The sequence below is a fragment of the Deinococcus metallilatus genome (assembly GCF_004758605.1).
In the GTDB taxonomy this organism is placed as follows: Bacteria; Deinococcota; Deinococci; order Deinococcales; family Deinococcaceae; genus Deinococcus; species Deinococcus metallilatus.
The window spans coordinates 80,827-101,220 of the sequence record NZ_CP038511.1; the positions used below are offsets into that span (position 1 = coordinate 80,827).

The 20,394-nt window shown below is 64.3% G+C and carries 16 protein-coding genes, 1 other RNA gene and 1 pseudogene; 3 read left to right on the forward strand and 15 right to left on the reverse strand.

The genetic code is table 11. The annotated features are described in order from the left end of the window. Positions 1–558: 558 nt before the first annotated feature. The 11 genes and pseudogenes from E5F05_RS04280 to E5F05_RS04320 form a co-directional block, all read right to left on the reverse strand. The gene (locus E5F05_RS04280; protein WP_103128169.1) at positions 559–1,020 is read right to left on the reverse strand and encodes a single-stranded DNA-binding protein; all 462 of its coding nucleotides are present in this window, start codon (positions 1,018–1,020) and stop codon (positions 559–561) included. 99 nt (positions 1,021–1,119) lie between these two features. Beyond that, positions 1,120–3,291 carry a helicase-related protein gene (locus tag E5F05_RS22055; RefSeq protein WP_368773368.1) on the reverse strand — a complete coding sequence of 724 codons (2,172 nt, stop codon included), beginning with the start codon at positions 3,289–3,291 and terminating at the stop codon, positions 1,120–1,122. Further along, positions 3,204–4,121 (reverse strand): endonuclease domain-containing protein, encoded by a 918-nt coding sequence (locus E5F05_RS22060; protein WP_368773369.1) that lies wholly within the window; start codon positions 4,119–4,121, stop codon positions 3,204–3,206. The genes E5F05_RS22055 and E5F05_RS22060 overlap by 88 nt, the downstream gene beginning before the upstream one ends. Next, a pseudogene (locus E5F05_RS22065) lies at positions 4,003–7,371 on the reverse strand (N-6 DNA methylase); the annotation flags it as partial. The pseudogene E5F05_RS22065 and the gene E5F05_RS22060, both read right to left, overlap by 119 nt. A gap of 341 nt (positions 7,372–7,712) precedes the next feature. Continuing rightward, complete coding sequence (locus tag E5F05_RS04290) at positions 7,713–8,417, reverse strand: hypothetical protein (protein WP_129117525.1); 705 nt, start codon at positions 8,415–8,417, stop codon at positions 7,713–7,715. Further along, entirely contained in the window at positions 8,414–9,304 is an 891-nt protein-coding gene (locus E5F05_RS04295; RefSeq protein ID WP_129117526.1) for a ParB/RepB/Spo0J family partition protein, read from the reverse strand. Before E5F05_RS04295 ends, E5F05_RS04290 begins: the two co-directional genes overlap by 4 nt. Positions 9,305–9,433: 129 nt before the next feature. After that, positions 9,434–10,249: a ParB/RepB/Spo0J family partition protein gene (locus E5F05_RS04300; RefSeq protein WP_164973338.1), complete on the reverse strand. Its 816-nt coding sequence runs from the start codon at positions 10,247–10,249 to the stop codon at positions 9,434–9,436. 98 nt (positions 10,250–10,347) lie between these two features. Next, positions 10,348–11,127, reverse strand: coding sequence for a type II toxin-antitoxin system prevent-host-death family antitoxin (locus E5F05_RS04305; protein WP_103128176.1), 780 nt, complete (start codon positions 11,125–11,127; stop codon positions 10,348–10,350). Positions 11,128–11,306: 179 nt separating this feature from the next. Next, the gene (locus E5F05_RS04310) at positions 11,307–12,107 is read right to left on the reverse strand and encodes a hypothetical protein (RefSeq protein ID WP_129117529.1); all 801 of its coding nucleotides are present in this window, start codon (positions 12,105–12,107) and stop codon (positions 11,307–11,309) included. Between the two features lie 81 nt (positions 12,108–12,188). Continuing rightward, positions 12,189–12,638, reverse strand: coding sequence for a hypothetical protein (locus E5F05_RS04315; RefSeq protein WP_129117530.1), 450 nt, complete (start codon positions 12,636–12,638; stop codon positions 12,189–12,191). A gap of 709 nt (positions 12,639–13,347) precedes the next feature. Further along, entirely contained in the window at positions 13,348–16,389 is a 3,042-nt protein-coding gene (locus E5F05_RS04320; protein ID WP_164973339.1) for an AAA family ATPase, read from the reverse strand. A 69-nt stretch (positions 16,390–16,458) separates the two neighbouring features. On the opposite strand from E5F05_RS04320, the gene ssrA reads away from it, so the two are divergent. The 3 genes from ssrA to E5F05_RS04335 all read left to right on the forward strand — a co-directional run bounded on the left by ssrA (position 16,459) and on the right by E5F05_RS04335 (position 18,378). After that, positions 16,459–16,815, forward strand: a transfer-messenger RNA (tmRNA) gene (ssrA, locus tag E5F05_RS04325). 187 nt (positions 16,816–17,002) lie between these two features. Further along, entirely contained in the window at positions 17,003–17,680 is a 678-nt protein-coding gene (locus tag E5F05_RS04330) for a hypothetical protein (protein ID WP_129117532.1), read from the forward strand. A gap of 110 nt (positions 17,681–17,790) precedes the next feature. Continuing rightward, positions 17,791–18,378, forward strand: a complete 588-nt coding sequence (locus tag E5F05_RS04335; protein WP_129117533.1) for a hypothetical protein — start codon at positions 17,791–17,793, stop codon at positions 18,376–18,378. A 66-nt stretch (positions 18,379–18,444) separates the two neighbouring features. Here the strand turns inward: E5F05_RS04335 and E5F05_RS04340 are convergent, their stop codons facing one another. The 4 genes from E5F05_RS04340 to E5F05_RS04355 form a co-directional block, all read right to left on the reverse strand. After that, complete coding sequence (locus E5F05_RS04340; protein ID WP_129117534.1) at positions 18,445–18,963, reverse strand: hypothetical protein; 519 nt, start codon at positions 18,961–18,963, stop codon at positions 18,445–18,447. A gap of 40 nt (positions 18,964–19,003) precedes the next feature. After that, entirely contained in the window at positions 19,004–19,327 is a 324-nt protein-coding gene (locus E5F05_RS04345; RefSeq protein WP_129117535.1) for a hypothetical protein, read from the reverse strand. Then, the gene (locus E5F05_RS04350; RefSeq protein WP_129117536.1) at positions 19,324–19,656 is read right to left on the reverse strand and encodes a hypothetical protein; all 333 of its coding nucleotides are present in this window, start codon (positions 19,654–19,656) and stop codon (positions 19,324–19,326) included. The genes E5F05_RS04345 and E5F05_RS04350 overlap by 4 nt, the downstream gene beginning before the upstream one ends. Positions 19,657–20,001: 345 nt before the next feature. Further along, positions 20,002–20,253 (reverse strand): hypothetical protein, encoded by a 252-nt coding sequence (locus E5F05_RS04355; protein WP_129117537.1) that lies wholly within the window; start codon positions 20,251–20,253, stop codon positions 20,002–20,004. Between the last annotated feature and the right edge of the window lie 141 nt (positions 20,254–20,394).

Below are 20,394 nucleotides of genomic sequence, written 5' to 3' on the forward strand. Positions count from 1 at the left end.
ACTCCGTCCACGCTTCGAGGGGTGCCAGCCCGGCAAGGGGAGGGGCAACACGTCAGCACTCCTGACCGGAGATCGTATCGGGCTGCGCCCGGGGGTCCGCGTCTCATCGAGGGTCAGGCTGAGGGTCTGGGTCGTGACGTTGCCCCTGGGCGGGGTCCGCCGACCCCGGGCCGTCGAGTGACCACGCCCCACACCTTGCTGGTTCAGTCGGCGCGGTCCACGGTGTGCACGAAGTGGCGCAGGGGCGTGCTCGGGGTGAGGGTGGAACTCGTCCTCCCCCAGGGCTGGACAGGGCTCAACCACGAGAGGACGTGGTTGAGCGGGCGGGAACGGCGAGGCTCAACGGGCACAACGCGGTTCTTCGTTCTTCGCTCCCGCACGGCCCGGATCAGTGCTTCTCGTCCATCGTCATGCCGGGCATCGCTGCGCTCATCATGGTTCCCGCCGTTCTTGGCAGCGCGGGCTCATAACGTCATGATGCTGGAGGCTCAGGGTGGACGAAGAGGTAAGGAGCGGAAAGAGCGCGGGGAGGGCCATTCCCCGCGCTGCTGACCTTGGCTAATCGGCGGCGCTGGGGGCCGGTGCGCCTTGCCGAGGCAGGGCGTAGCGCTCCTGCCGCCTGCCCCCCCGGAAGATCGCCAGCGTCACGTACTCGAACTCGCCGTCCGCCTTCTCACGCACCTGGTCCAGGTCCGTGCTCTTCGCGCCCCGGCTGATCTTGACCGCCGCGGGCAGCTTCATCTTGCGTGAGTCCACCGCCTCCAGTTCCCGAATCTTGTACGCCTGCCCCCGATGGATGATCAAAACGTCACCCTCCGGACTGGTCCACTTCCTCGCCCCGATCAAGCTCCAGTCGAAATCGGAGAAATTGTCATAGGGGAATGGATACCCACCGGGTGGCACCTCGCCGCTGGTCCACCCCAGACGGCCGTACCTTCTGAGGGTGTCCTCCAGCGCCCGCTCGTCCGGGACGTCCACCAGAACCTTCGCGCCGAGGTCGCTGCGAAATTCAATGTGCATGGTTTACCTCCACGGGGGAACCTCCCGCCCCGGCGGGAGAGGGTCAAGCCTGGAACCGTTCCCGCCCGGCAGAGGGAAGGGAGGCCTTTCCCCTCCCCCTCAAGCCGCGTGAGCGCGGTCCCGGATCGGATCAGCCCCCAGGGCGGTCGCCACGATGGCGAGCAGACGCTCCCGGAACCGCTCGGAAACCAGTTGCTTCCCGGTACCCTCCACCACCCGGGGGTCACCGCTCAGCACCGCGACCTGCGTGACGGTCAGGTGCTCGCCCTCCGTCCTGACCGCGTAATGCATCACCACGTGCCCGGTGATCAACAAGCTGCGCAGCGCGTACTTGTCGGGACTCGCGTGCAGCATCACCTCGTCCCCCCTCACGCTCACGCTGATCACCCCCTCCGGGTTCCGCGGCACCGGGTTCACTCGCCGGGCGTCCAACGCGTGGACGGCGGCGTTCTTCGGCAGGCTGATCGTGGGGCGTGCTCCCAGGCTGAGCGACTCGCGATAGTGCCCGGAGTGGGTGCTCGCCTCGTACCCGGCCCCGCCCGTCACCTGCCGGAAGTTCAACACGGTACTCTCCCCTGTTTCCCTGACCGCCGTCACCGCTCCGGCACTCACCTGCGTCACCTCGACTCGCCCGCCCTCGTGCACGAAGGTCAGTCCGACGTGGACGGGCAGCACCCCGATCCAGTGCAGCTCGCCCACGTAATTGAGCAGCCGGGCGAAGCTGAACTCCCCCAGCAGGTCGAGTTCACGCCTCACCCGCCCGGACGCCTCCCGCGCCTGGGTCAGCAGGGCGTGATCGTTGGCCGTCCAGCCGTTCTTGCGCGCATGGGCCCGTTCACGGACGGTCTGGACCCGCCCCTGCACGCTCAGGACCCGCGCCAGGACTTCGAGGTTGCGCCGCAGCGCCGCGCGGCCGGTGAGTTCTTCGAGCGTCTTCTTCTTCTCCCGGATCTCCCGGCGGGTCTGCTCGGGGTCGTCGCTGAGGAGCAGGGCCATCTCCTCCCCGTTGAAGCCTGCGGCTGTGTTCTCCAACTCGTCCACGTCCAGCCACAGTTGGGAGAGCCAGGACTTCTTCCCGCTCATGATCGTGTAGGTGATCGCGTCGAAGGACCCGCGCATCAGCAGGTACACGTTGCGCACTCGTTCCGCCGTGTTCCCCTGCCGTGCCCCGCGTCCGACGCGCTGACGGATCTCCTCGTAGTTCCACGGGATGTCGGCGTTCACGATCAGCGTCGTGCCGTGCTGGAGGTTGAACCCCTGTCCCAGCACGTCCGTCCCCAGGATCAGGGAGAGGTCCCCGAAGTTGTAGTCGTCCTCCAGGTCCTGGCGGGCCACGCTGCTCTTGTGCGTGTCGCTGGACACGATGGCGATCTCGTGCTCCGGGTACCCGGCCTCCACCAACAGCGCCTTCAGCCGGGCGAAGGACCCCTCCTTCTCGCCGATGCTGAGGAACACGATGCCCTTGCCGCCGGACGCGCGGTTCTCCAGGGCGAGTTCTGTGATCTTCTCGAAGCGCGGGTTGCGGCCCCCGACGCCCAAGAGAGCCGGGTCCACGGTGAGCTTGCGCATCTCCCAGAGGATCGCGAAGGGGTGGTTCGGCCCCTTGGCCCGGGCGTCGGCGGTGCGGGCACGTTCGCGCAGCGACCGGTACAGCACGGCCTGCTCCTCGCTCATGTCGATCATGACCTCTTCCGCCACCGCCGACGGGACCTTCAGCGGCTGGCCGTCCCGGGTGACGACCAGCGGGTCCCCATAGGAGCGGGTGATGACGTGCCCGCTGATGATGCCCTTGAGTTCGCGTAACCGCCGGAAGCCCTTCACGCAGGGCTTCACCTCCACGCGGCCGTCCATCCCGGTCACGATGTCCGGCTCGATGCGCAGGTACTGCTCCATCAGGGCCTCGCCGGTCGGCAGGCCATAGCCCGGCAGGGCGTCCGTGACCATGCTGAGCATGGAGTAGACCTCCAGCGGACTGTTCTTGATCCACGACGCGGTGAAGGCGAAGGTGCTGCCGCCCCGCTCGCGGACGAAGCGGCCCTTGTGCAGCGCGTCGAGTGCCCTTTGGCTCTCCCCTCCCCCACCGAGAAAGCGGGGGGTCTCGCCGAAGGTGGTCGGCGGTGCGAAGAGGTTCTTGTTGCAATTGTGAACGAGAATGCCCTCGGCGAAGTAGTTGTGATGGCCTTCTACTTCAATGTTGTAGACCAGGCCGCCCGGGCACAGGCCGCCGTATTCTCCATGATCTCCCGGTTCGAGAATCTCAAGACTTGCCAGCCGAGTGAGGACAGTATCGCCTCCTTCTTTCGGTCCTGAGCCTGCTGGGAAAGCGACTTGTGTGACGGCCCGTCGCACTCGACGGCAAGGCGCAGGGTGGGATGCGCCAAATCCACCTTGTAGACCCGTGGGCAGCCCCGCTGCCTCAGGCCCGTCTTGATCGGGTGCTCCGGAATCCATTCCACGCCCGTCAGTTGCCACAGTTCCACCCAGAGGGCTGCTTGCGGCGCCGTCAGACCCTGTCCATTGCCTCCGCGGATCCGGGGCTTGTGACCCCGCGCCTTCATCGTTTCGCGCATCCGGGCCACCACTTCCGGCTGGGCGGCCTTCCTGCGCATCTCCGCCATCTGCGCCTTGAGCTCGTCGATCCGGGCAAGGTTGGCGGCCTGCACACTGGCCCTGAATTTCAGGCTGGTTCTGGCCGTGTGCTTCGTGCGGCAGGACTTGCTGCAGAAGAACTGCGTCGCCTTTCCGGTGCGCAGCTTCCAGGACTGCACGTTGTTCAGGGTGAACAGGACGGCGCATTCCTCGCAGTGCCGCTGAATCTTGGGGAGACGCGGTTTCGGCTTCGTCCGGTGCCGATGCAGTTGGATGCACCGACTCCCGCAGAAGACCGGCAGCCCACGCCTCACTCGGGTGCGCTGCTCCTTGGAGAGCGAGATCAGCGTCCGGCACTGACCGCAAGGGTGCGTTGCACTGCTTGTCGACATAGAGCGTTTCTCCAGGGGTGAGCTGACGGGCGTCAAGGTACCCTGCCGGGGTAAAGAAGGGATGATTCCCTGTCGTGATGATCTGCCTTCCATCCTCAAGGGTGAGGCGGAGCAGATCATGGGGACGGCGCACCTGGAGATTGAGGACCCGTGCTGACTCGATGCGTCCGGTGACGTGATTGAACGCTCGTACGCGCTCCCCCGCCCGATACGCCTCGATGTACTTGCCGTCCACCAACGTCCCCGCAGGGAAGCAGTGTGCCTCGTCATGCCCAGTGAAGTCGCAGCCCAGCAGCTCGAAGGAGAGTTCGCCCTCCTGCGCGATCTTCGTGCGGGCAAGCATCGCGCCGAAGACGCCGAGTTTGCGCACGAGTTCCTGGTGCTTGCCCCGCTTGGGCGTGCCCTCGTAGCTGTCGGCGGTTTCCAGGTTCCGCTGATACTGCGGGTCCTCCAGGATCAGCCGCTGGCGGGTTTCACGCAGCATCCCGATCCCAGTGAAGGACTCGCGACTCATGATGACCAGGTCCACCTGACCGGCGCTGAGGGACGCGATCTTCTCGCGCTTGACCGCCGGAGAGTCCTCCTTCCAGGCCTCAATGCGTTTGCCGCCCTGGTCGAGCATGGGCGTGCCGTCGCGTTTGGTCTTGTAGACCTTGTTCCCCTGCCGGTCGCGCCGGACACTCATGCCCACCGTCACGATGTTCCAGTCGGGCAGCGCGAGGGCCGCGTTGGTCGCCCAATTGCTGACCAGGCCGGCAGGCACGACGACGATAGGCCGCGAGGCGCGCCCGCAGGTCTTCAGGTATGCGATCAGGCCGAGCATCGCGAACGTTTTTCCCAAACCCACGTCGTAGTTGTTGACCATGCCGGTGGTGGCGGCCATCGCGCGGATGTCCATCACCTGGTAGGGGTGGTGCTCGGGCCCACGCCAGTCGGGCAGGTGGAGGGGCCGCGCCGTTCCTTCTGGGCGCAGGATCGCGCCGCGGGCATAGGTGTACGCCTCCTCGACGACGCCCACGTGCGGACTCTGCATCAGCCAGTTGCCGAAGTGCGCCTGGGTCTGATCCTCGTACGCCTGGGCCGCGTCGATGGCCGTCGCGCGCTCCGCCTGATACTGCTCGCGCGACATCTCCCCCGCGCCACGAACGGCCTCCACCTCCGTCTTGTGGTTGAGGTAGTTCTCCAGCGCCCGTGCCTTCTCCTGGTCGAAGGCGCTGCGGGCCCGCACCCCCGCCTGGCCCGCTCCACCCTTGAGGCGGAAACGCACCGCCCCGTTCTCCCGGCGCACGCTGATCAGCGGCTTCTGGTCGGCCGCACTGCCGAGGTAAGCGTTGACCCACTCTTCCAACACGGCGACGGGAATCACGGCGTCACGGGGGCTGAGGGCCAGTTCGCTGAGGTTCGCGCGACGCACCCGGCTGATGAACAGGTCCGCCTGCCTCGTGAGCGCCGCCCGCCGGTGGCCGCCGAAGTGCTCGGCCTGCGCGCGGGCCTGCTCGGCGCGCAGGAAGGCGTGCCCGGAGTAGTACAGCCCCGGCTCCACCCAGATTTCCCCGTTAAAGGCGTAGTGCCCGGTCAGGTGCGTCACCGCTTCCGGCTCGGACACCCCGGCGTACTCCATCAGGGTCTGCTCGGTGAGCGCCATCAGGTCGGCGAGTTGCTGGGCGATGCCCTCCATCCCGCTGGCCGTGATGGGCAACGCGTACGTCCCGTCATCCGGCAGGTTCAGCTCACCCAGGGCACTGAGGTGGGCGAGCAGGACGGCGAAGAGCGAGTACCGGGAAATCAGCCGGGTGAAACGCTGGCGGTCGTACGCCCCGTGTGTGGCGCGGTATTGCACGTCCAGGGCCAGGGCCGTGCGGCGGCGCTGCGGGGTCTCGGGACGGCCCAGCTCGCGCGCCTCCAGGTACGCCTGGAGGGCCTGCGCCACCTGGACCGCCTGCGCGACGACCGGCGCCGCGAAGTCGTCGGTGACCACCCACTGGCCGAGCCGGAAGGCATGGCGCCGGTCCGTGGAGAGGGTGCCCTCGGGGATCGCGTGCAGGTCCGCGACGTGCGAGGCCGCCTCGGCGTTTCTGGCGGCATCCTCACCGAGCCGCTCGCGGACAGTTTCGATCAGGGTGCGGAACAGCACGGGGGCGCTGTTCATCGCGGCCTGCATCTGGTCGTGGACGCGCTCCACCTGACGGGTGTCCACCTCGCCTTCGAGCAGCGGGTTTCCGAAGCGGCCGCAGCGGAGGGTGCTCTCCTGACTCAGACGGAAGCTGCCGGAGAGCTGGCGCAGCCGGTGCGTCCAGGCTCCCTCCTCGCCCTCGGTGATGATCAGGCTGCTCCCGTCCACGAAGCGTTCGACCAACTCCCGGTGGACAGGATCGGCGACGAACTCCAGCAGCGTGTCCGTGACCTGGGCACCGCCGAGGGTGCTTAGGGCCTCCCGCACCCCGTGGTCGTGGCGGCGCAAGACGAGCAGCACCGTGGTGACCCCCGCCCCGGCCGCCTTGAAGGCACCGGTAGGGACGAGCACGGCGTGCAGGGGCAGGGCGGAGGTGAGCAGTTCTTCCCGCCAGTCCCGGTGCCGGTGGCCGTGCAGCAGGGACAGGGGCAGCAGCACGCTGACGAGCCCGGTCTGGAACTGGACGCGGCGCAGGATCTGACGCATGAAGTACCGCTCGCTGCGGACCTCGTCGGGTTCGTGCAGAGATCGAGTCTCGCCGCGCGGGCCGTAGGGCGGGTTGGCGACCACCAGGTCGAAGAGGGGATCGCTGCTGCGGGTGGTGTACTGCTCCAGCGGCATCACGTGGATGCTGGCGTGCGGGTGCAGGTGCGCGGCCGCCCGGCCCGCCACCGGGTCCAGCTCGACGCCGGTGAGCAGGACGCCCTCGGGGGCATGCGCGAGGACCGCCCCGTTGCCGCAACTCGGTTCCAGAGCCCGGACGGGGCGCTTCTCGTCACCCAGCTTGAGGAAGGGCGTGACGAGGTTCCATAACAGCGCCGCGACGGCACTGGGCGTGTAGAACTGGTCCACGCTCTCGCCGAGACCGCCCCCGCCGCCGTAGGCCCGCAGGACGGCCAGGTCAGGGTGGGGGGCCAGAATCTCGTGGCGGGCCGCCTCGTTGGCGTTCAGACGGGCCTGCTGGGCGCCGCCGGTCACCTCCACGCCGTAGAGTTCACCGCCGGGCGTGAGGGCAGGCTGGGGCGCACTGACCACGTCATAGCCCTCGCGGGTGAGCAGCGTCCCATTCAGGGCCAGCGCCGACTTGTCAGCCGGGCTGAATTTCGGGCAACCCATGCGGGTATACGGCACTTCGCAGTTGAGGCCGAACAGCGCGAGGAATCCGGTCACGGCAGACAGAGCAAATCCTTTGATCATGTGATCCAGGTCATGCCGGATGGCCGCCCGGCCACCGGCATGAGGGACCCCGCGTGGTGAGCCCGTACGATTTCGAGAGGGACGAGCAAGCACAGCATTGGACAGGCGAGCGTGCGGCCTGAACTGCCCCAGGCCTGACCCGTTCTTCCCCTACCGGGCGCGCAGGGCGGTGGGCGCTCCCTGAAAGGGAGAGGCGGCATGAATGCTCCCGCCGATGAGGCCAGGGATGACCGTCCATCGGCGGTGCTGCACGTGCTGGCCCTCCAGCAGCCTCGTCCACAACGTTCGGCCAGCCCAGCAGCAGGGAGAGGTTCCCGTCCCGTTCCTCTCTCCCACCGCGGTCAGGTGTCCGAGTCGATGACTGGAAGCCGGGCCTTCTCCGCCATGGCGCGGCTCTGGCGATTCACGCTGCCGTCCTTGTTGCGGATCACGCTCAGGTTGCTGATCGGTACCCGCAGGATATAGGCGGGGATGAACTCCAGGACCGGAGCTCCAATCAGGAGGGGCCTGACCTCGTAGCTCGTGCGTTTGAGGCGTCGTTTCACGGTCCCGGGCACGTTCGCCTCGGCCGCGTACCAGTGGTACCCGGCGCACGGGTCGGCGGCCGAGTGACCATGTCCGCAAGGGCAGGAAAAGCTCGAGGTGAAGGAAGCCAACGCGAGGGTGTTGGTGACCCGGCCCCGGGGGTGAATCAGGATCAGGGTGCTCCCGCGGGTGAGGCGGCTGAAGTCTCCGGTGCGCGGGAGTTTCCGGCTGACGCCGAGCGCCCGTGCTTCTTCCAGAAAGTCGGCGGCGCAGGGATAGTGTCCCTCGCCGATGACGTCCACAACGTGCCAGGTTCCCTGACGCTCGACGAACGTCACGCCCTGGCGGCTCAGGCCCAGTTGCCCCGGGTCGACGGGAAGGGGCAGGTCGATTAGGAAATGCTCGAGAGGCACGCCGTGGGGACTGAACCCGCATTCCGCGTAGATGTGGCCTTCCTGCCGCCCGGGGCCGCACTCCCGTGGGCCACCCTGAGCGGGAATCAAGTCGAACAGGGTCGTCACGGCAGTCCCCTCGGGTGGTGCAGGCCGAGATTCACACGGCCGGGGCGAGGACACACGGTCGGATGCGGGGATGCGGGTGGCTCCGCTGAGGCGGACAACGGTTCGTTCATGCCCGGCATCGCTCCTGACAGGGCCCGAACCAGCGCGGGAAGTTCAATGCCGCTCAGCGCCGCCAGCCGCTTGACCTCCTGCACCAGTTCGGTCAGGGGGTCGCGGGAGACCTCCAGCAGGGGCTCGGTGCGGAAGAGCGGGGCGAGGCTCTCCTCGAAATCCGCGGTGCGGGCAGTCTGGCTCGCCTTCAGGTCAGCGGCGGTGAACTTCTCCCCCGCGTCCAGTCGGCGTTCGGCCGCCCGGATCGCCTGCTCGCGGTACTGGGGCGCGAGGTTCGCCATGCGTTCCGCCACACCTTCGGCGATGCTGATGCCAATGTGCGCGAGGAGGTCTTCGGGCAGGGCGAGCAGCCTCAGGCGTTTGCGGATGGTCTGCACGCTGACCCGAACGTGGGCCGCGAGTTCCTGCACGTCACCGAACTGCCCCTCCTCCAGAGCGGTCTGCCAGTTGCGGGCCTCGTCGAGCGGATTGCTGGAGCGGGCAGCGTTCAGGATCGCACTCGCGGCGGCGATCTGCCCGGGGGTCCCGTCCGTGACGAGGGCAGGGATCTGCTCAATGCCGTACCTGAGCGCACTGCGGACCCGGCGCCTGCCGTCCACGATCCGGTAGGGACGCTCGGGATTACCGCTGGGCCCAAGCAGAACGCTCTGCATCACGCCGAGTCGCTCGATCCCGGGGTTCACCTCCAGGGTGTCGGGTTCCTCGATCAGTCCGACGGGCACCATTCGGATTTCGGTGTGAAGTGGCGCGCCGAAGAGATGTCCCGAGAGGGTCATGACGACCTCCTTATGGAGGAAGCGCCCCGGCGCCAGCCGGGGAGGGACACCGAATAACGTTATTCAGGCGCGACAGGGCAAGCGGCCCCCTCTTCCCGGAGGGGGCCGCTGGAATAATATTATTCGGCCTCAGTCCCTCAGCAGTTCGTGCAGTCGGCGAATCAGCCGCTCAGCTTCCGCGCGCTGCTTCTGCGGGAGCTTCCCCAGCCGCCTGGGGGAAATCTTCCGGCGCAGGCTCAGGAGTTGCGCGTCGGCGTCCCCGCGGGCGGTGGGTTTGAGCTGGGCCACGATGTCCGTGAGCGAGGCATGGCTGTGTTCTTCTTCCAGCGTCCGCTTCAGGAGGGCCTCGTGATGCTCCTGCGGAGCGCGGGCGATCAGCAGCGCCTTGGTGTATTCGAGGGCCCCCGTCTGCACGGCCTCGACCAGGGTCTCCGGCAACCGCAGGGCGGGGAGCCCGTTGGTGACGAAGGATGGCCATTTCTCACGACCGAGCTGGGTGAAGAGGTGTTCGAGCTGAGCGACCTGCTCAGGGTGACTCTCCGGCTGGCGGCGCAGCTCCTTGAGACGCCGGATCGCCTCCTCGGGTGTCGTCTCGAACAGGGCCGCGACCAGGCGCAACTTGTAGCTCACCTCGTCGTAACGGTTGAGGTCCTCACGTTGCAGGTTCTCGACGGCGGCCAGAAGTTCGACTTGCGAGTCGGTCAGGGTGCGGACCCGGGCGGGAACACTCGGGAGTCCGGCGAGCCGGGCGGCACGCCAGCGGCGCTCTCCGTACACGATCTCGAAGTGCCCATCCTCCAGCGGCCGCACCATGAGCGGCTGGAGGACGCCCTCCTGGCGAAGGCTTTCGGCGAGCGCCTTCAGGCTCTCCTCGTTGAAGAACCGCCGGGGCTGCCGTGAGTTGGGCCGCAGGGCATCGATGGGGAGCTGCTGAACCTCTCCCACTTCGCCTTCCTGGGATGGGACCGCCCCAGAAAATTCGAGTGATCGGTTGAGCAGTGTCCCCATACTTGGAGCCTTGGGCTTTTTGAAGGCGTTTCTGGTCATGCGCCGCTCCCCAGAGCCTGCTTGATCTCCTGCCAGATCTCGTGGAACTGCGAGAGTTCGGCGGGAGCCTGTCCGAAGACCTTCTCGTAGGCGCTGAGCGACTTCACGACCGTATTCAGGCGCGGATGGGCGTTCAGCGCCTCGTTCGCCTCGTGGGCCATGCCCTTCCGGGAGTCGAACCGGTTGAGGATGATCGCGTAGTTGAAGTTGTCCAGTGCCGCTTCGAGGTCGGCCAGGAGTTCGAGCGTCGTGGCGAGGCGGTCGACATCCATACCGGTGGGCAGCACGGGCACCAGCACCACGTCGGCCACCGTGGCGGCACTCTTGAGGATCTCGCGGTTGTTGGGTGGCGTGTCGATCAGAACGGTCACGCCCGTCTTGGCCAGCTCGCGTGCTTGACGCATCAGCGTGTTGCGCTCGGCAGGAATGACCTTGAAGGGGAGGGTCAGCCCCTCGGCAGCCGCATGCTGTTGCCAGCGAAAGGCGCTCACCTCCTCGTCGGCGTCCAGAACCACCACCTGGTCACGCTCCTGCGCGATCGCAGCCGCGAGGTGCATGGTCAATGTGGTTTTGCCCACGCCCCCCTTCAGACTGACCACCGCGATGATGCGGGGGGCGTCGGCGTCAGGTGGTTCGACGGCAGCACCAGGGACGATGGTCGCGACGGCCTCACCGTGCTTGGTCACGACCAGCGGCTGCCCGGTTGTTCCCACCTGACGCAACATCTCCGGGAGCTCCTCGCGGAGTGCACGTATCCCAACGGTTTTGGGTGCCATAACAGGAGTGTACACACGTGTACACATCGAGGCAAGTTTTGAATAACGTAATTCAAGGAATGAGCCTCCCTCCGTCCCGTGAGGGAGCTGTCCCGGCGGGAATGAACCCGGCCATCCAGGAGCAAAGGAGTTCGAACGCCTTGCGGGCGCGAGGCCATCTCCCGGCAGCCGCAGGCCCGTCAGACAGGTCCTGGTCCCGCCTCACTGGCTGTGGATTGCGTCAGTCTCACCCACCCCTCTTCGATCAAGGCTGCAAAGTCACGGGCAGACGTGTCCCAGCGCACCCACTGGTTGGGATAGAAAAAACGCTGCTCGTGCCGCAGCGCTTCCCCCTGTCCCTCAAAGCGCCACATGATCGCCACGCCACTGGGACTGGTCCGCTGCCAGGGAGCGCAGAGCCCTCCGGCATCCACCTCCACGAGGAGCAGCGTGTGCGTGTCCATCTCCAGGTGCAACATGGCCTCACCGCTGCACGCGATGCCGGATGGGTTGTAGGAAACGGCCTTGCGCCCGGAAAGCGCAGGCCGCCCCAGGTGTCTCGCCAGTCGCTTCAGGTAACGCCGCGCGTCCTTTTCAAATGCTTTTTTTGCAGCTTCGTTGTAGCTGATGGTGCCGCGGGCGTCCGCATAGGTTCCAAGGAGCACTTCTCCCTGCTCACTCTGCCGGGCCCGGTGGACGAAGTGCTCGGCACGCCGACGCCAGCGTCCCTCATCTCCCTCGAGAAACAGTGGGGCAGGGGAGAGGCACTTCAGGAAGTTGGCGCTGACCTGACAGGGCCTTGGGTCCCGCGTCTCGCTGACAGGCCCCATCAACAGCAGGTCATGCCCGTAGCAGAGGCCTGGGTCGAGCGGGGACAGGGGAACAACGAAGGCACAGGTCAGGCCTTGGATGGTCACAGCCAAGTAAGCCTCCCTGGGCCCGACCTCCACCAGAGTGATCTCACTGCCCCGCTTTTTGCGCTGCTCGAAGTACTGCGTCAATGCTTCCTGTACACGACCCTGGGTACAGAGGGTAACCATGCCGCCTGTTGCCCCCGCCTGGGCGGGGGAGGGCCAACGGCATTAATCCGCGGCGTTAGGGATCGTGAAGTGTTCCTCAGCCGATGCGAGGCACAGCAGGTAGGCCAGCATGCCCAGTCGCCGCGCGTCCATCACTGCCGGATCGCTCGCTTCACAGTGTTGGGAGGGTTCCAGCGCCCGGCTGGGCCGGTAGACCCCGCCTCGTGGGAAACACTGCCTCTGCGCTTCCAGGAACCCCCAGGCCCAATCCAGGGGGAGGGGCGCCCGGCGCTGCAACCAGACCGTCCAGAGGGCCGGCACGGCGGCATGGAGGGGCAACTCCCGGACGAACTCACACAGGTCGTCCTCACGCACGTACACGTCGAGGCGCGTGAGGCTGCTGCCACCTTTGCCCAGCACGTGGATAGGTGCCGGACCGAAACGGCTGTGCGCGTAGTGAACAGGCACCTGGCTGAGCAAATCGGCGACAGCGGAGAGGGGAGAAGAGGGCATAGCTCTTCTCCACCTGGTAGGGTGAGGGACAACCTCAGGAATAATATATATATGACGCACCCATCTCAGGTTCGAATTGCCTCTGACGCTAGCGCCAAGGGGAGACAGGCGGCCTTCGGCGGCGTGCTTGAATTTCCTGATGGCGTGCGTGTCGAGGTGTCGGGCCCCCTACCTCGTTCAGAACATCAAGAGGCGACGGCGGCACTTGCAACGTTGCGGCACCTGCCGCCTGGTACTACTGCCGTGCTTCAGGTCGATGCTCAGGAGGATGTGCTGCGCGCTGTGCTGTGCATTACTCACCCACAGGTCACAGTCACACGTATCCCCCGAAACAGCAGTCCTCTGCACGAGCGCGCGCACGACCTCGCACGCGCGGCTTTAAAGACTCAGGGGGCCGGGCAACTCCCTCCTGTTCAAGAGGGCGAGCCAAAGATCGCGGTGTACGCCCGCCAGAGTGTTGACAGCCCAGCTCCCTGGTACGCGGTTGCCTACTGGAGCGAGGGCGAGGTGCAGACGCGAACAGGACAGGTCAGGACCCAGCAGACCAAGGCCCTGACCCTCCGCATGTTGCAGGAGCAGGCAGAGGCCAGTGCTCCTGTCGGCTACACGGTGGTGGAAGCACGCTACGCGACCACGAAACACGCCCAACCAGCGTGGGGAGCCACCCGGGAACAACTGGCCGCCCTGCGGAGCGCGTGTGCGGCTGCCCTCAGTTCAGCGAGTACAAGCGGCTGAGGATCGCTACCTCTCCCGCCTTCAGGGAGTGGATGGCCTGTTCTGCGGCCCGCGTAAGGGCCGATTCGCCCATTTGACGACTTAACCTCACCACCCGCTCGAACGCTTCCGGTGTTTGGGCCAAATCCGCCGCCTTCACCAGCCAGGCGAGGGCCGTCTGAGGGTCGTGAGGTTCTACATGAGCCGCCCCCTCATGAAGCACCTGCACGACATGCTTGTGAATGACCTCGCGGTAGTGACCGGCCCATTCGCTGGCACTGTCTGGGAGGAACGGTCCCCCGTACAAGCGCAAAACTTCCTTTGGGTCACGGCTCTCTACAATGGTTAGAGCATCACAAGTAATTTGTACGGCGGTGTTGAGAACCCATTCCGGATTACGGCGGCCCTGGCTCGGCAGGATCAGGTCGGTCGCTATTGGGATGCCCAAGCTCTTCACGGCCTCACGAAAAGAGGCGTTAAGGGTACTCCGGGCGGTGTGACCGGATTGACGAGCACGTTTGAGGTCTGCGCCTCCCCAAACTTCATCTGCAAGCTGGTCCTGACGTGCTGTAGGGTGTAAGACTCGGTAGACCAGAGCCTCGACGGCGGACACATGACCTAAGCGGATCTCTTGGTCGTTCACGGCCGCTTTAACACGCCCGAGTGTTGTCAACTCCAAATGCACTTGCGGAGCGGCAGATTCAGCAGTCATGAGGCATCGTTCGAGAAGGCTTCTAAATACTGAGGTAGACCAGCCTTGCTTGACAAATTCCCGCAACAGGGGCTCGAAATGTGGGTGGACCATACGAACTTCAGCCACGTCTTCCGGTCGTTTCTGTAGAGCCTCTAGCACTGCGTCTGCATCGGAACGGGTTAAACGACCCTCACGGCGTCTGATCTCTGCTTTAAGGAGTTCTGATAAGACATTTCTGACATTGTAAACCTTTAAATTCTCTGTGATGGCCTCATCCAAATAGTTAAGTGCGTCGTCTAATCGACCGTCTACATAAGATAAGTATGCGTTGGCTTCTCTGTTTCTTATCCAAGAGATAGTCGATAATTTCGACTTCTCCTCGCCAAGTAGAACTCGGATACGATCAAAAGCTAAAGTTGCCTCCAGCTTTTGTCCGCGGAGCACTTCCGTATAGAAAAAATAGACAAGGGCATCTGACGCGGTATTGGGATTCTCTTGACGCAGCAGTTCTTCAAAAGCTTGTCGTGCTATCACAACACCATCATCTGTTTTCCCCTGTGCGTGGCGAACCTGTGCGAGGCGGCGCTGCGTGGTTGGGACGCCTATCGGGTAATTTCTTTCGCAGGCAATCAAAAAGCTCTCCAGCAGTTGTACCGCTTCGGTAATACGATCCTTGCCTACATATAGCAGTGCCATTCTGTCCACGACTGGCATGAGGCGATTGGTGAGGCCGAGCTGCTGACCCGCTTGGTACGCGCGCTCGTGATCGCGTAATGCCAGCTCTCGTTCCTGCTTCTGTTCCAGAATGTATGCTCTAATAGAGAGTGTGGCTATCTTTAGACTAGCATCACCCATTGCCTCCGCACGTTGGACCGCTTCATCGGCTACCGCCAAGCCTTCATCAATCCGACTGACTCCCTGCAGGTAGGCGGCTTTAAAGCGCAGCAGTTGAATGACATCCCTCTGCTCCGTTGCAAGGGCAAGACCGGCCTCGATGTGCTGAATCATTGCCGGTAAATCTCCTGTTCTATAAGAGTCCAGACTCAATGTAAGGTGTGCCGTGGGAGTTGGAAGCGACCGCAACTGCTCCTGTGCCAGCTCACGTCCTCGCTCTGTCTCGCCGGTCTCCAACAGTGCCAGTGCCAAGATTGACCGTAGAGGAGCGGTCAACTGCACATTGGGGATCGGCTCCAAAGCCTCCCGGGCAAGCAGCCAATCTGCCGCACGATACCAACGGGGGACCAGTTCTTCCGCCAGGCGCATCGCCAAGTCCTCGCGTCCAGCCTGTACGTAATGTCGTACCGCGCTGTAGGGCTGCCCCTGTGCCTCTGCCTGCTGGCCCACCTTGAAATGCAGCACTCGCCATAAATCCAGATCCTGTTTCAACTGCCGGGTTAACAACTCGCGTACCACATCGTGCGGTGCGAATTTTCCCTCACCCAACGGTGTGAGGGGGAGTCCGGCTCGCAGTACGGCGTCCAGCCAGCCCACCGGAAGCGGAATGCTCAGACTTCGTGCCTCCTCGGCACTCCAGGTACTCAGGACGGCCAGGTATGGGAGCACCTGCCTGACCTCCGGGGGCAGTGTGTTCACCACTTCCTGCACGAGTGCGGTGGCCGGGACAGGCATAGAAGACTGTTGGGTGTGCAGAGCCAGCATGACCCCCGCAGGCCAGCCCTGGTACTGCTGCTGCACGGCTGTGGAGGCCTGGTCCTGCGCGCCGAACTGCCGGGCTGCCGCCCTGGTGTCCTCTGGGGTAAAGGCTAGGTTATTGGCCGAAATCAGCAGACCTTCTCCACGAGCGACGAACGGCGCAGCGTTGAATGGGGAGGCCTCATGTTGCGCGATGAGGACCCGGTGGCCCTTGCCAAGCTCGGTAAGCAGATTGGTGAGGGCGCGCGCCGCGTCACTCCCCAAGTGTTCCCCACCGTCCAGAATGAAGGTCAGATCGGTGTCGTGGGCGTTCAGGTCGGTTGCCAAGGCGGCGATGAGTTGTTCCCGGCTCAGGTCGAGGAGGCTCACCCGGTCCCAGGTTTCCATTCTGACTCTGGCGAGCGCACTGGCCTGCGCAAGATCGGTGAAGAGGGTCTTGGGGTCCCTGTCCTCTTCGTTCAACCGAAGCCAGATCACCGGCAGCGTCTGTTGCCTGGCCCACTGGGCTAGGGCCGTGGTCTTGCCGTACCCGGACGGCGCGACCAGCAACACGACCTTCGCATTTACCCCACGGCTAATCAGGGCATGAACATGGCTGCGGTCCAGCTCGACGGGCAAGGCCGTCGGCACCACGAACCTGGTGTTCTGCCGCATGCGCCGCTCGCCCGACGAACCGGAGGGGGGAAGCATGGGGTATGCTAGCCACCCCATGTCGGCTTGATGGTGACGTGGACCTGTGCTATATTTTCTCAGCCCTTTGGGGACGCCCCGGTTTCGACGGTGTTCGCGGAAGGTGAAGTGGCGAGCCGAGGATGGTCGTGGGCCTCGTAAATCATTCGACCAAGCCATTAACTGGCAACAACAGCGACTCGTTCGCACTGGCTGCTTAATCCCAGCCCAGCAATCGTAAAGCCCGGCCATTGGCGCTACGCGAGCTGACACAAAAGATGGCTAGCTTTGGAAGAAGCCTCGGCTTCCCGAGTGAAACTTAGAGGATGGATTCAAAAGTAGCCTGTCCTTGGGCGACTGAGAATCGAGACCTAAAATGAGGACTACGCTCGTAGAAGCCCACTGAAGCAGCATCGGACGAGGGTTCGACTCCCTCCGTCTCCACCACCACCCGCCCTTCGTTTGAAGGGCGGGTCCTTTTTGCATCGATAACGCATCATTCTAGCGCCTGTTTGGTTCTGCCAATCATTTAACATAGAGCTTTTTGGAACTTTTTAGAGGTTAGCTCTAATTTAGGTGTGCTCCACCAGCCACACAGCATGCCAGGAGCGCTAGGGGAGGAGCGCGAAGGGCGATGAAACCTGTGCCAACCATGTTCGCTGTCCAACAAGCAGCTCAAGAGAGCGGCTACAGAATTCTAACTCTACAATTTGAAGATGCCCAATTAAATACTGAATTGCACTTAGATGGACCCGAAATACTTACTGTTATAAGCCCCGTATTACCATCCTGGCCCACCTTGCTCATTCACACCGGTATATCTGCCGAAGCAGTTCTGAAGGCACAGCAATACAATCCGGACCCCCAAGGAATGTTGCAGTACTTGATCAAAGCAGGCCAGATCTGCATGGAGAGCCTACGTGCATTGGCTTATGAACGAATAATTAGCGCGATGGTGCCGCTGTACTGGCATCTAACGAGCCCTCAAATTCGTGTAGCCGCATATATAGATGAACCCGCCATCCGCACAAATGCTCAAGCTGGAACGACGGCTGCCGCATGGCACGCCCTGACGCTGACATCTGAGCAGCGCGCGTTGCGGCTGTCTGATCACTTCACTCCTAGTTCAGTAAGGCTCAGGGAGGATTTGAGCACCCCCCTGGGTTTAACCTACCACGCTGCTGCGAATGGCCTAAACCTCGCGCAAATGGCGCAACGCCTTCCACTTCGTTGGGATGTCCTGACAGGACACGTCACAGAGCTGATAGCCCGGCAAGTCCTCACGCCCAGAGGAGGATTAAACTCTCGTTGATGTAGGGGCTAAGGAAATGCTCCTACCTCACGACTTGACCTCGCATTCAGTTGAAGCCGTTCTATATCCCAGGTACATCATTGCCCTCTACCCCTGACCTTGGAGACGACATGCGCCGCCTGCTAATGCTCACCACTGCACTCCCGCTCGGCTTCACCCTGAGTGGATGTGACAACTCGAAGGCCGCCACCGAGACGAATCTCGCCAGGGCCATCCAGGGCTATGAGAAAGAACATCCCGGTGATCTGTGCGGGGACTTCTACGGAGTCAAACTCTCACCCGTTGGGACAGATTTCGACCCCGACACCGTCGAGAAGAGTGGGTTGGGAGCGTATGAAACGCTTCAACGTCTGGGTTATGTCACCGTCGAGAAGTTCCAGCCGCCGCTGCTTGGAGCGGAGCCGGTCCTGCAGGTGAAGCCCACTCAGAAGTTCAACGATGAAATTGGCATAGCGGCGGGTGATCGAGTTCATAGCTGTTACGGAACTTTCACGTTCAAGAACGTCAAGGAAATCGTCGAACATACTAATTCGGCAGAGGTCAAGGCTGCCGTCAACCAGCAGACCACGGCGGCATGGACCAAAAACCCTGAATTGGTTCAGCTCTTCGACTTCAAGGCACCAGCTTCTGAAGGCACCCGCACCTACTTTATGGTGCTCGAAGGAAACAATTGGATGGTCAAGGCCGTTCGTCCATAATGGTTTGAGCGAAGAGGCGACACGAAGGCGGCGCCCTTTCCACGCAACATCAGGAAGGATCTAGCCTTACGTCAGGAACGTGCCCAGAGCCGCACTAAGCAGGATGATCCCCAGGATGAGGACCGCCCACACCACCAGGGTGTGACGCAGCGCCTGTCTGAAGGTCACGCCGTTGGCGAGCGCCAGGCCGTGCACGAACACGCCCCCGGCCACCAGGCTGCCCAGCACCGCCAGCGGCCCGCCCAGCCCCACCACGAGGCTCAGCAGCGTGGCCAGGACAACCGGCACCAGGCTCAGGGCCGTGATGGCGCGAACCTCGTGCCGTTCTGTCGCGGCGCCGAAGCAGCGGCTCAACCCGGTGAACAGCCAGGGAAACAGGCCCAGGGTCAGGGCCCCGTTGACCACGGCGGCCAGCAGGGCCAGCGAGATCAGGCCGGTGTTCAAGGTCCCGAAGCGCGGGTCACGCACGCTCAGGCCCACCAACGTACCGGCCAGGACATACCCGGCAAACGCGAGCAGCGTGACCGGGGTCCCCTGGCTCTGGATGACGTAGAGCTGATGCTCGGGGGTGAATGGCGTCGTCATGCCCGCAGTGTGGCGACGGGTCAGGTTGGACGGTGCCGCCTCAGCCGGTAACCGCACCCGCCACGGCAAGCGTCCCGACAAAAACCAGGAGACCCACGGCGCAGCCCAGGAGACCCGTCACCAGCACGCTGGCAGCCAAGGCCAGCAGCGAGAAGAGGAGCATCCGGGCGACCTTTTGCCCAGCCGTGGCGTTGGGCAGGACATGGTGGAGCCCCAGCACGGCGATCACGCCCAGGGACATCAGCAGCATGGGCTGTCCGAGGAAAGCGCTGGCGAGCAGGAGGAAAGCCACCAGGGCGCCGTCGGCATTCAGGCGCCACGCGCGAGAACGGAGGAGGGGGGCCGTGGAGCGAGAGATGGTCATGACGGACCTCCAATCGTCATTATGGCTTGCGGGGCGACGCCCGGACCGTGAAAGGACCCGCCCTGTTCCCCCAGCAGGGCCCCCAGGCGGCCAGCCGTCAACCCGAAGTGCGCCTCCACGGCGCGCACGTCCGCCTCACCCTGGGGCAGGAGGCACAGCTTGAGCCGCCACACCGTCACGCGCCTTGCCCCCAGCGTCAGGGCGATGCTCGCCTCATCCAGGTCGCGCCACAGGTACCCCAGGAAGGCGGGGTGGTGCTGAGCCTGCCAGGCGAGTTCACGCCACCTTCGCGGTGCTTCTGTGCTGTTCGTGTTCTTCCCCACGCTCATGCCTGCACCTCCTGCCGGTGGATCCGCAGGTCGAGGACGGATCGAGGCTGGCCCTGTGGGGCATGGAGCGGCACCGGCCCTCGCTGCCGGGCAACGTGAGACCGGACCTGCTGTGGAGAGTCGTGCCGCTCCGTGCCGGAGCCATCTGAGAATGGGCAGATCGGGAAGCCACCTTTCACAGCAGGCTTCGGAACGAGCGGTGTCATGCCATGACAAAACCCCCGCATGCAGCGGGGGAGAGGGGAGAGGAGAGGCTTGGTCCTCCTCCCCGATGCGGCGGCGGGAGAGGTGATCTCATCCAGGACGTGGGGCACGGGGCACTGGCCCCCGCTGCCGCGGGGAGGGTCAGGCCTGGTGCAGGACCTGCGCCCGCACCAGCAGGTCGCCCGGGTGGGGAAAGCGTCCGCGCAGCTCGGCCAGCCGGGCGTCATAGGCCGCCTCGTCCCAGGGCCAGGCGAGTTGCCGGGTCAGTGCGGCGTGCAGCACTTCCACGAAGCGGCGCTCCAACGTCACGGCACAGAGGGCCGCGATGATGCCGGTGTTCGCGTCGATCAGGAAGACCGGCATGGGGAGTTCCCGGTCCACGGCGGGCAGCACGAAGTCGGGTCCGGCCAGGTGGGGCGTGAAGGCCGCCCCTTTCCCATTCGGTCGCGCCGACCTGGTACAGCAGCAGCAGTTGGTCGGCCTCCGCGAAGAGGGCGAGGCTGATGTGCCGCCGGGCCACCGCCAGGACCTCGT

Bases quoted from the DNA above. Each gene is read 5' to 3' on its own strand.
- E5F05_RS04350 (WP_129117536.1), bottom strand. From the start codon at position 19,656: ATGAGCGTGGGGAAGAACACGAACAGCACAGAAGCACCGCGAAGGTGG.
- E5F05_RS04315 (WP_129117530.1), bottom strand. From the start codon at position 12,638: ATGCCCTCTTCTCCCCTCTCCGCTGTCGCCGATTTGCTCAGCCAGGTG.
- E5F05_RS04320 (WP_164973339.1), bottom strand. From the start codon at position 16,389: ATGCTTCCCCCCTCCGGTTCGTCGGGCGAGCGGCGCATGCGGCAGAAC.
- E5F05_RS04305 (WP_103128176.1), bottom strand. From the start codon at position 11,127: ATGGCACCCAAAACCGTTGGGATACGTGCACTCCGCGAGGAGCTCCCG.
- E5F05_RS04280 (WP_103128169.1), bottom strand. From the start codon at position 1,020: ATGCACATTGAATTTCGCAGCGACCTCGGCGCGAAGGTTCTGGTGGAC.
- E5F05_RS04345 (WP_129117535.1), bottom strand. From the start codon at position 19,327: ATGACCATCTCTCGCTCCACGGCCCCCCTCCTCCGTTCTCGCGCGTGG.
- E5F05_RS22060 (WP_368773369.1), bottom strand. From the start codon at position 4,121: ATGATCTGCTCCGCCTCACCCTTGAGGATGGAAGGCAGATCATCACGA.
- E5F05_RS04330 (WP_129117532.1), top strand. From the start codon at position 17,003: ATGAAACCTGTGCCAACCATGTTCGCTGTCCAACAAGCAGCTCAAGAG.
- E5F05_RS04335 (WP_129117533.1), top strand. From the start codon at position 17,791: ATGCGCCGCCTGCTAATGCTCACCACTGCACTCCCGCTCGGCTTCACC.
- E5F05_RS04340 (WP_129117534.1), bottom strand. From the start codon at position 18,963: ATGACGACGCCATTCACCCCCGAGCATCAGCTCTACGTCATCCAGAGC.
- E5F05_RS04295 (WP_129117526.1), bottom strand. From the start codon at position 9,304: ATGACCCTCTCGGGACATCTCTTCGGCGCGCCACTTCACACCGAAATC.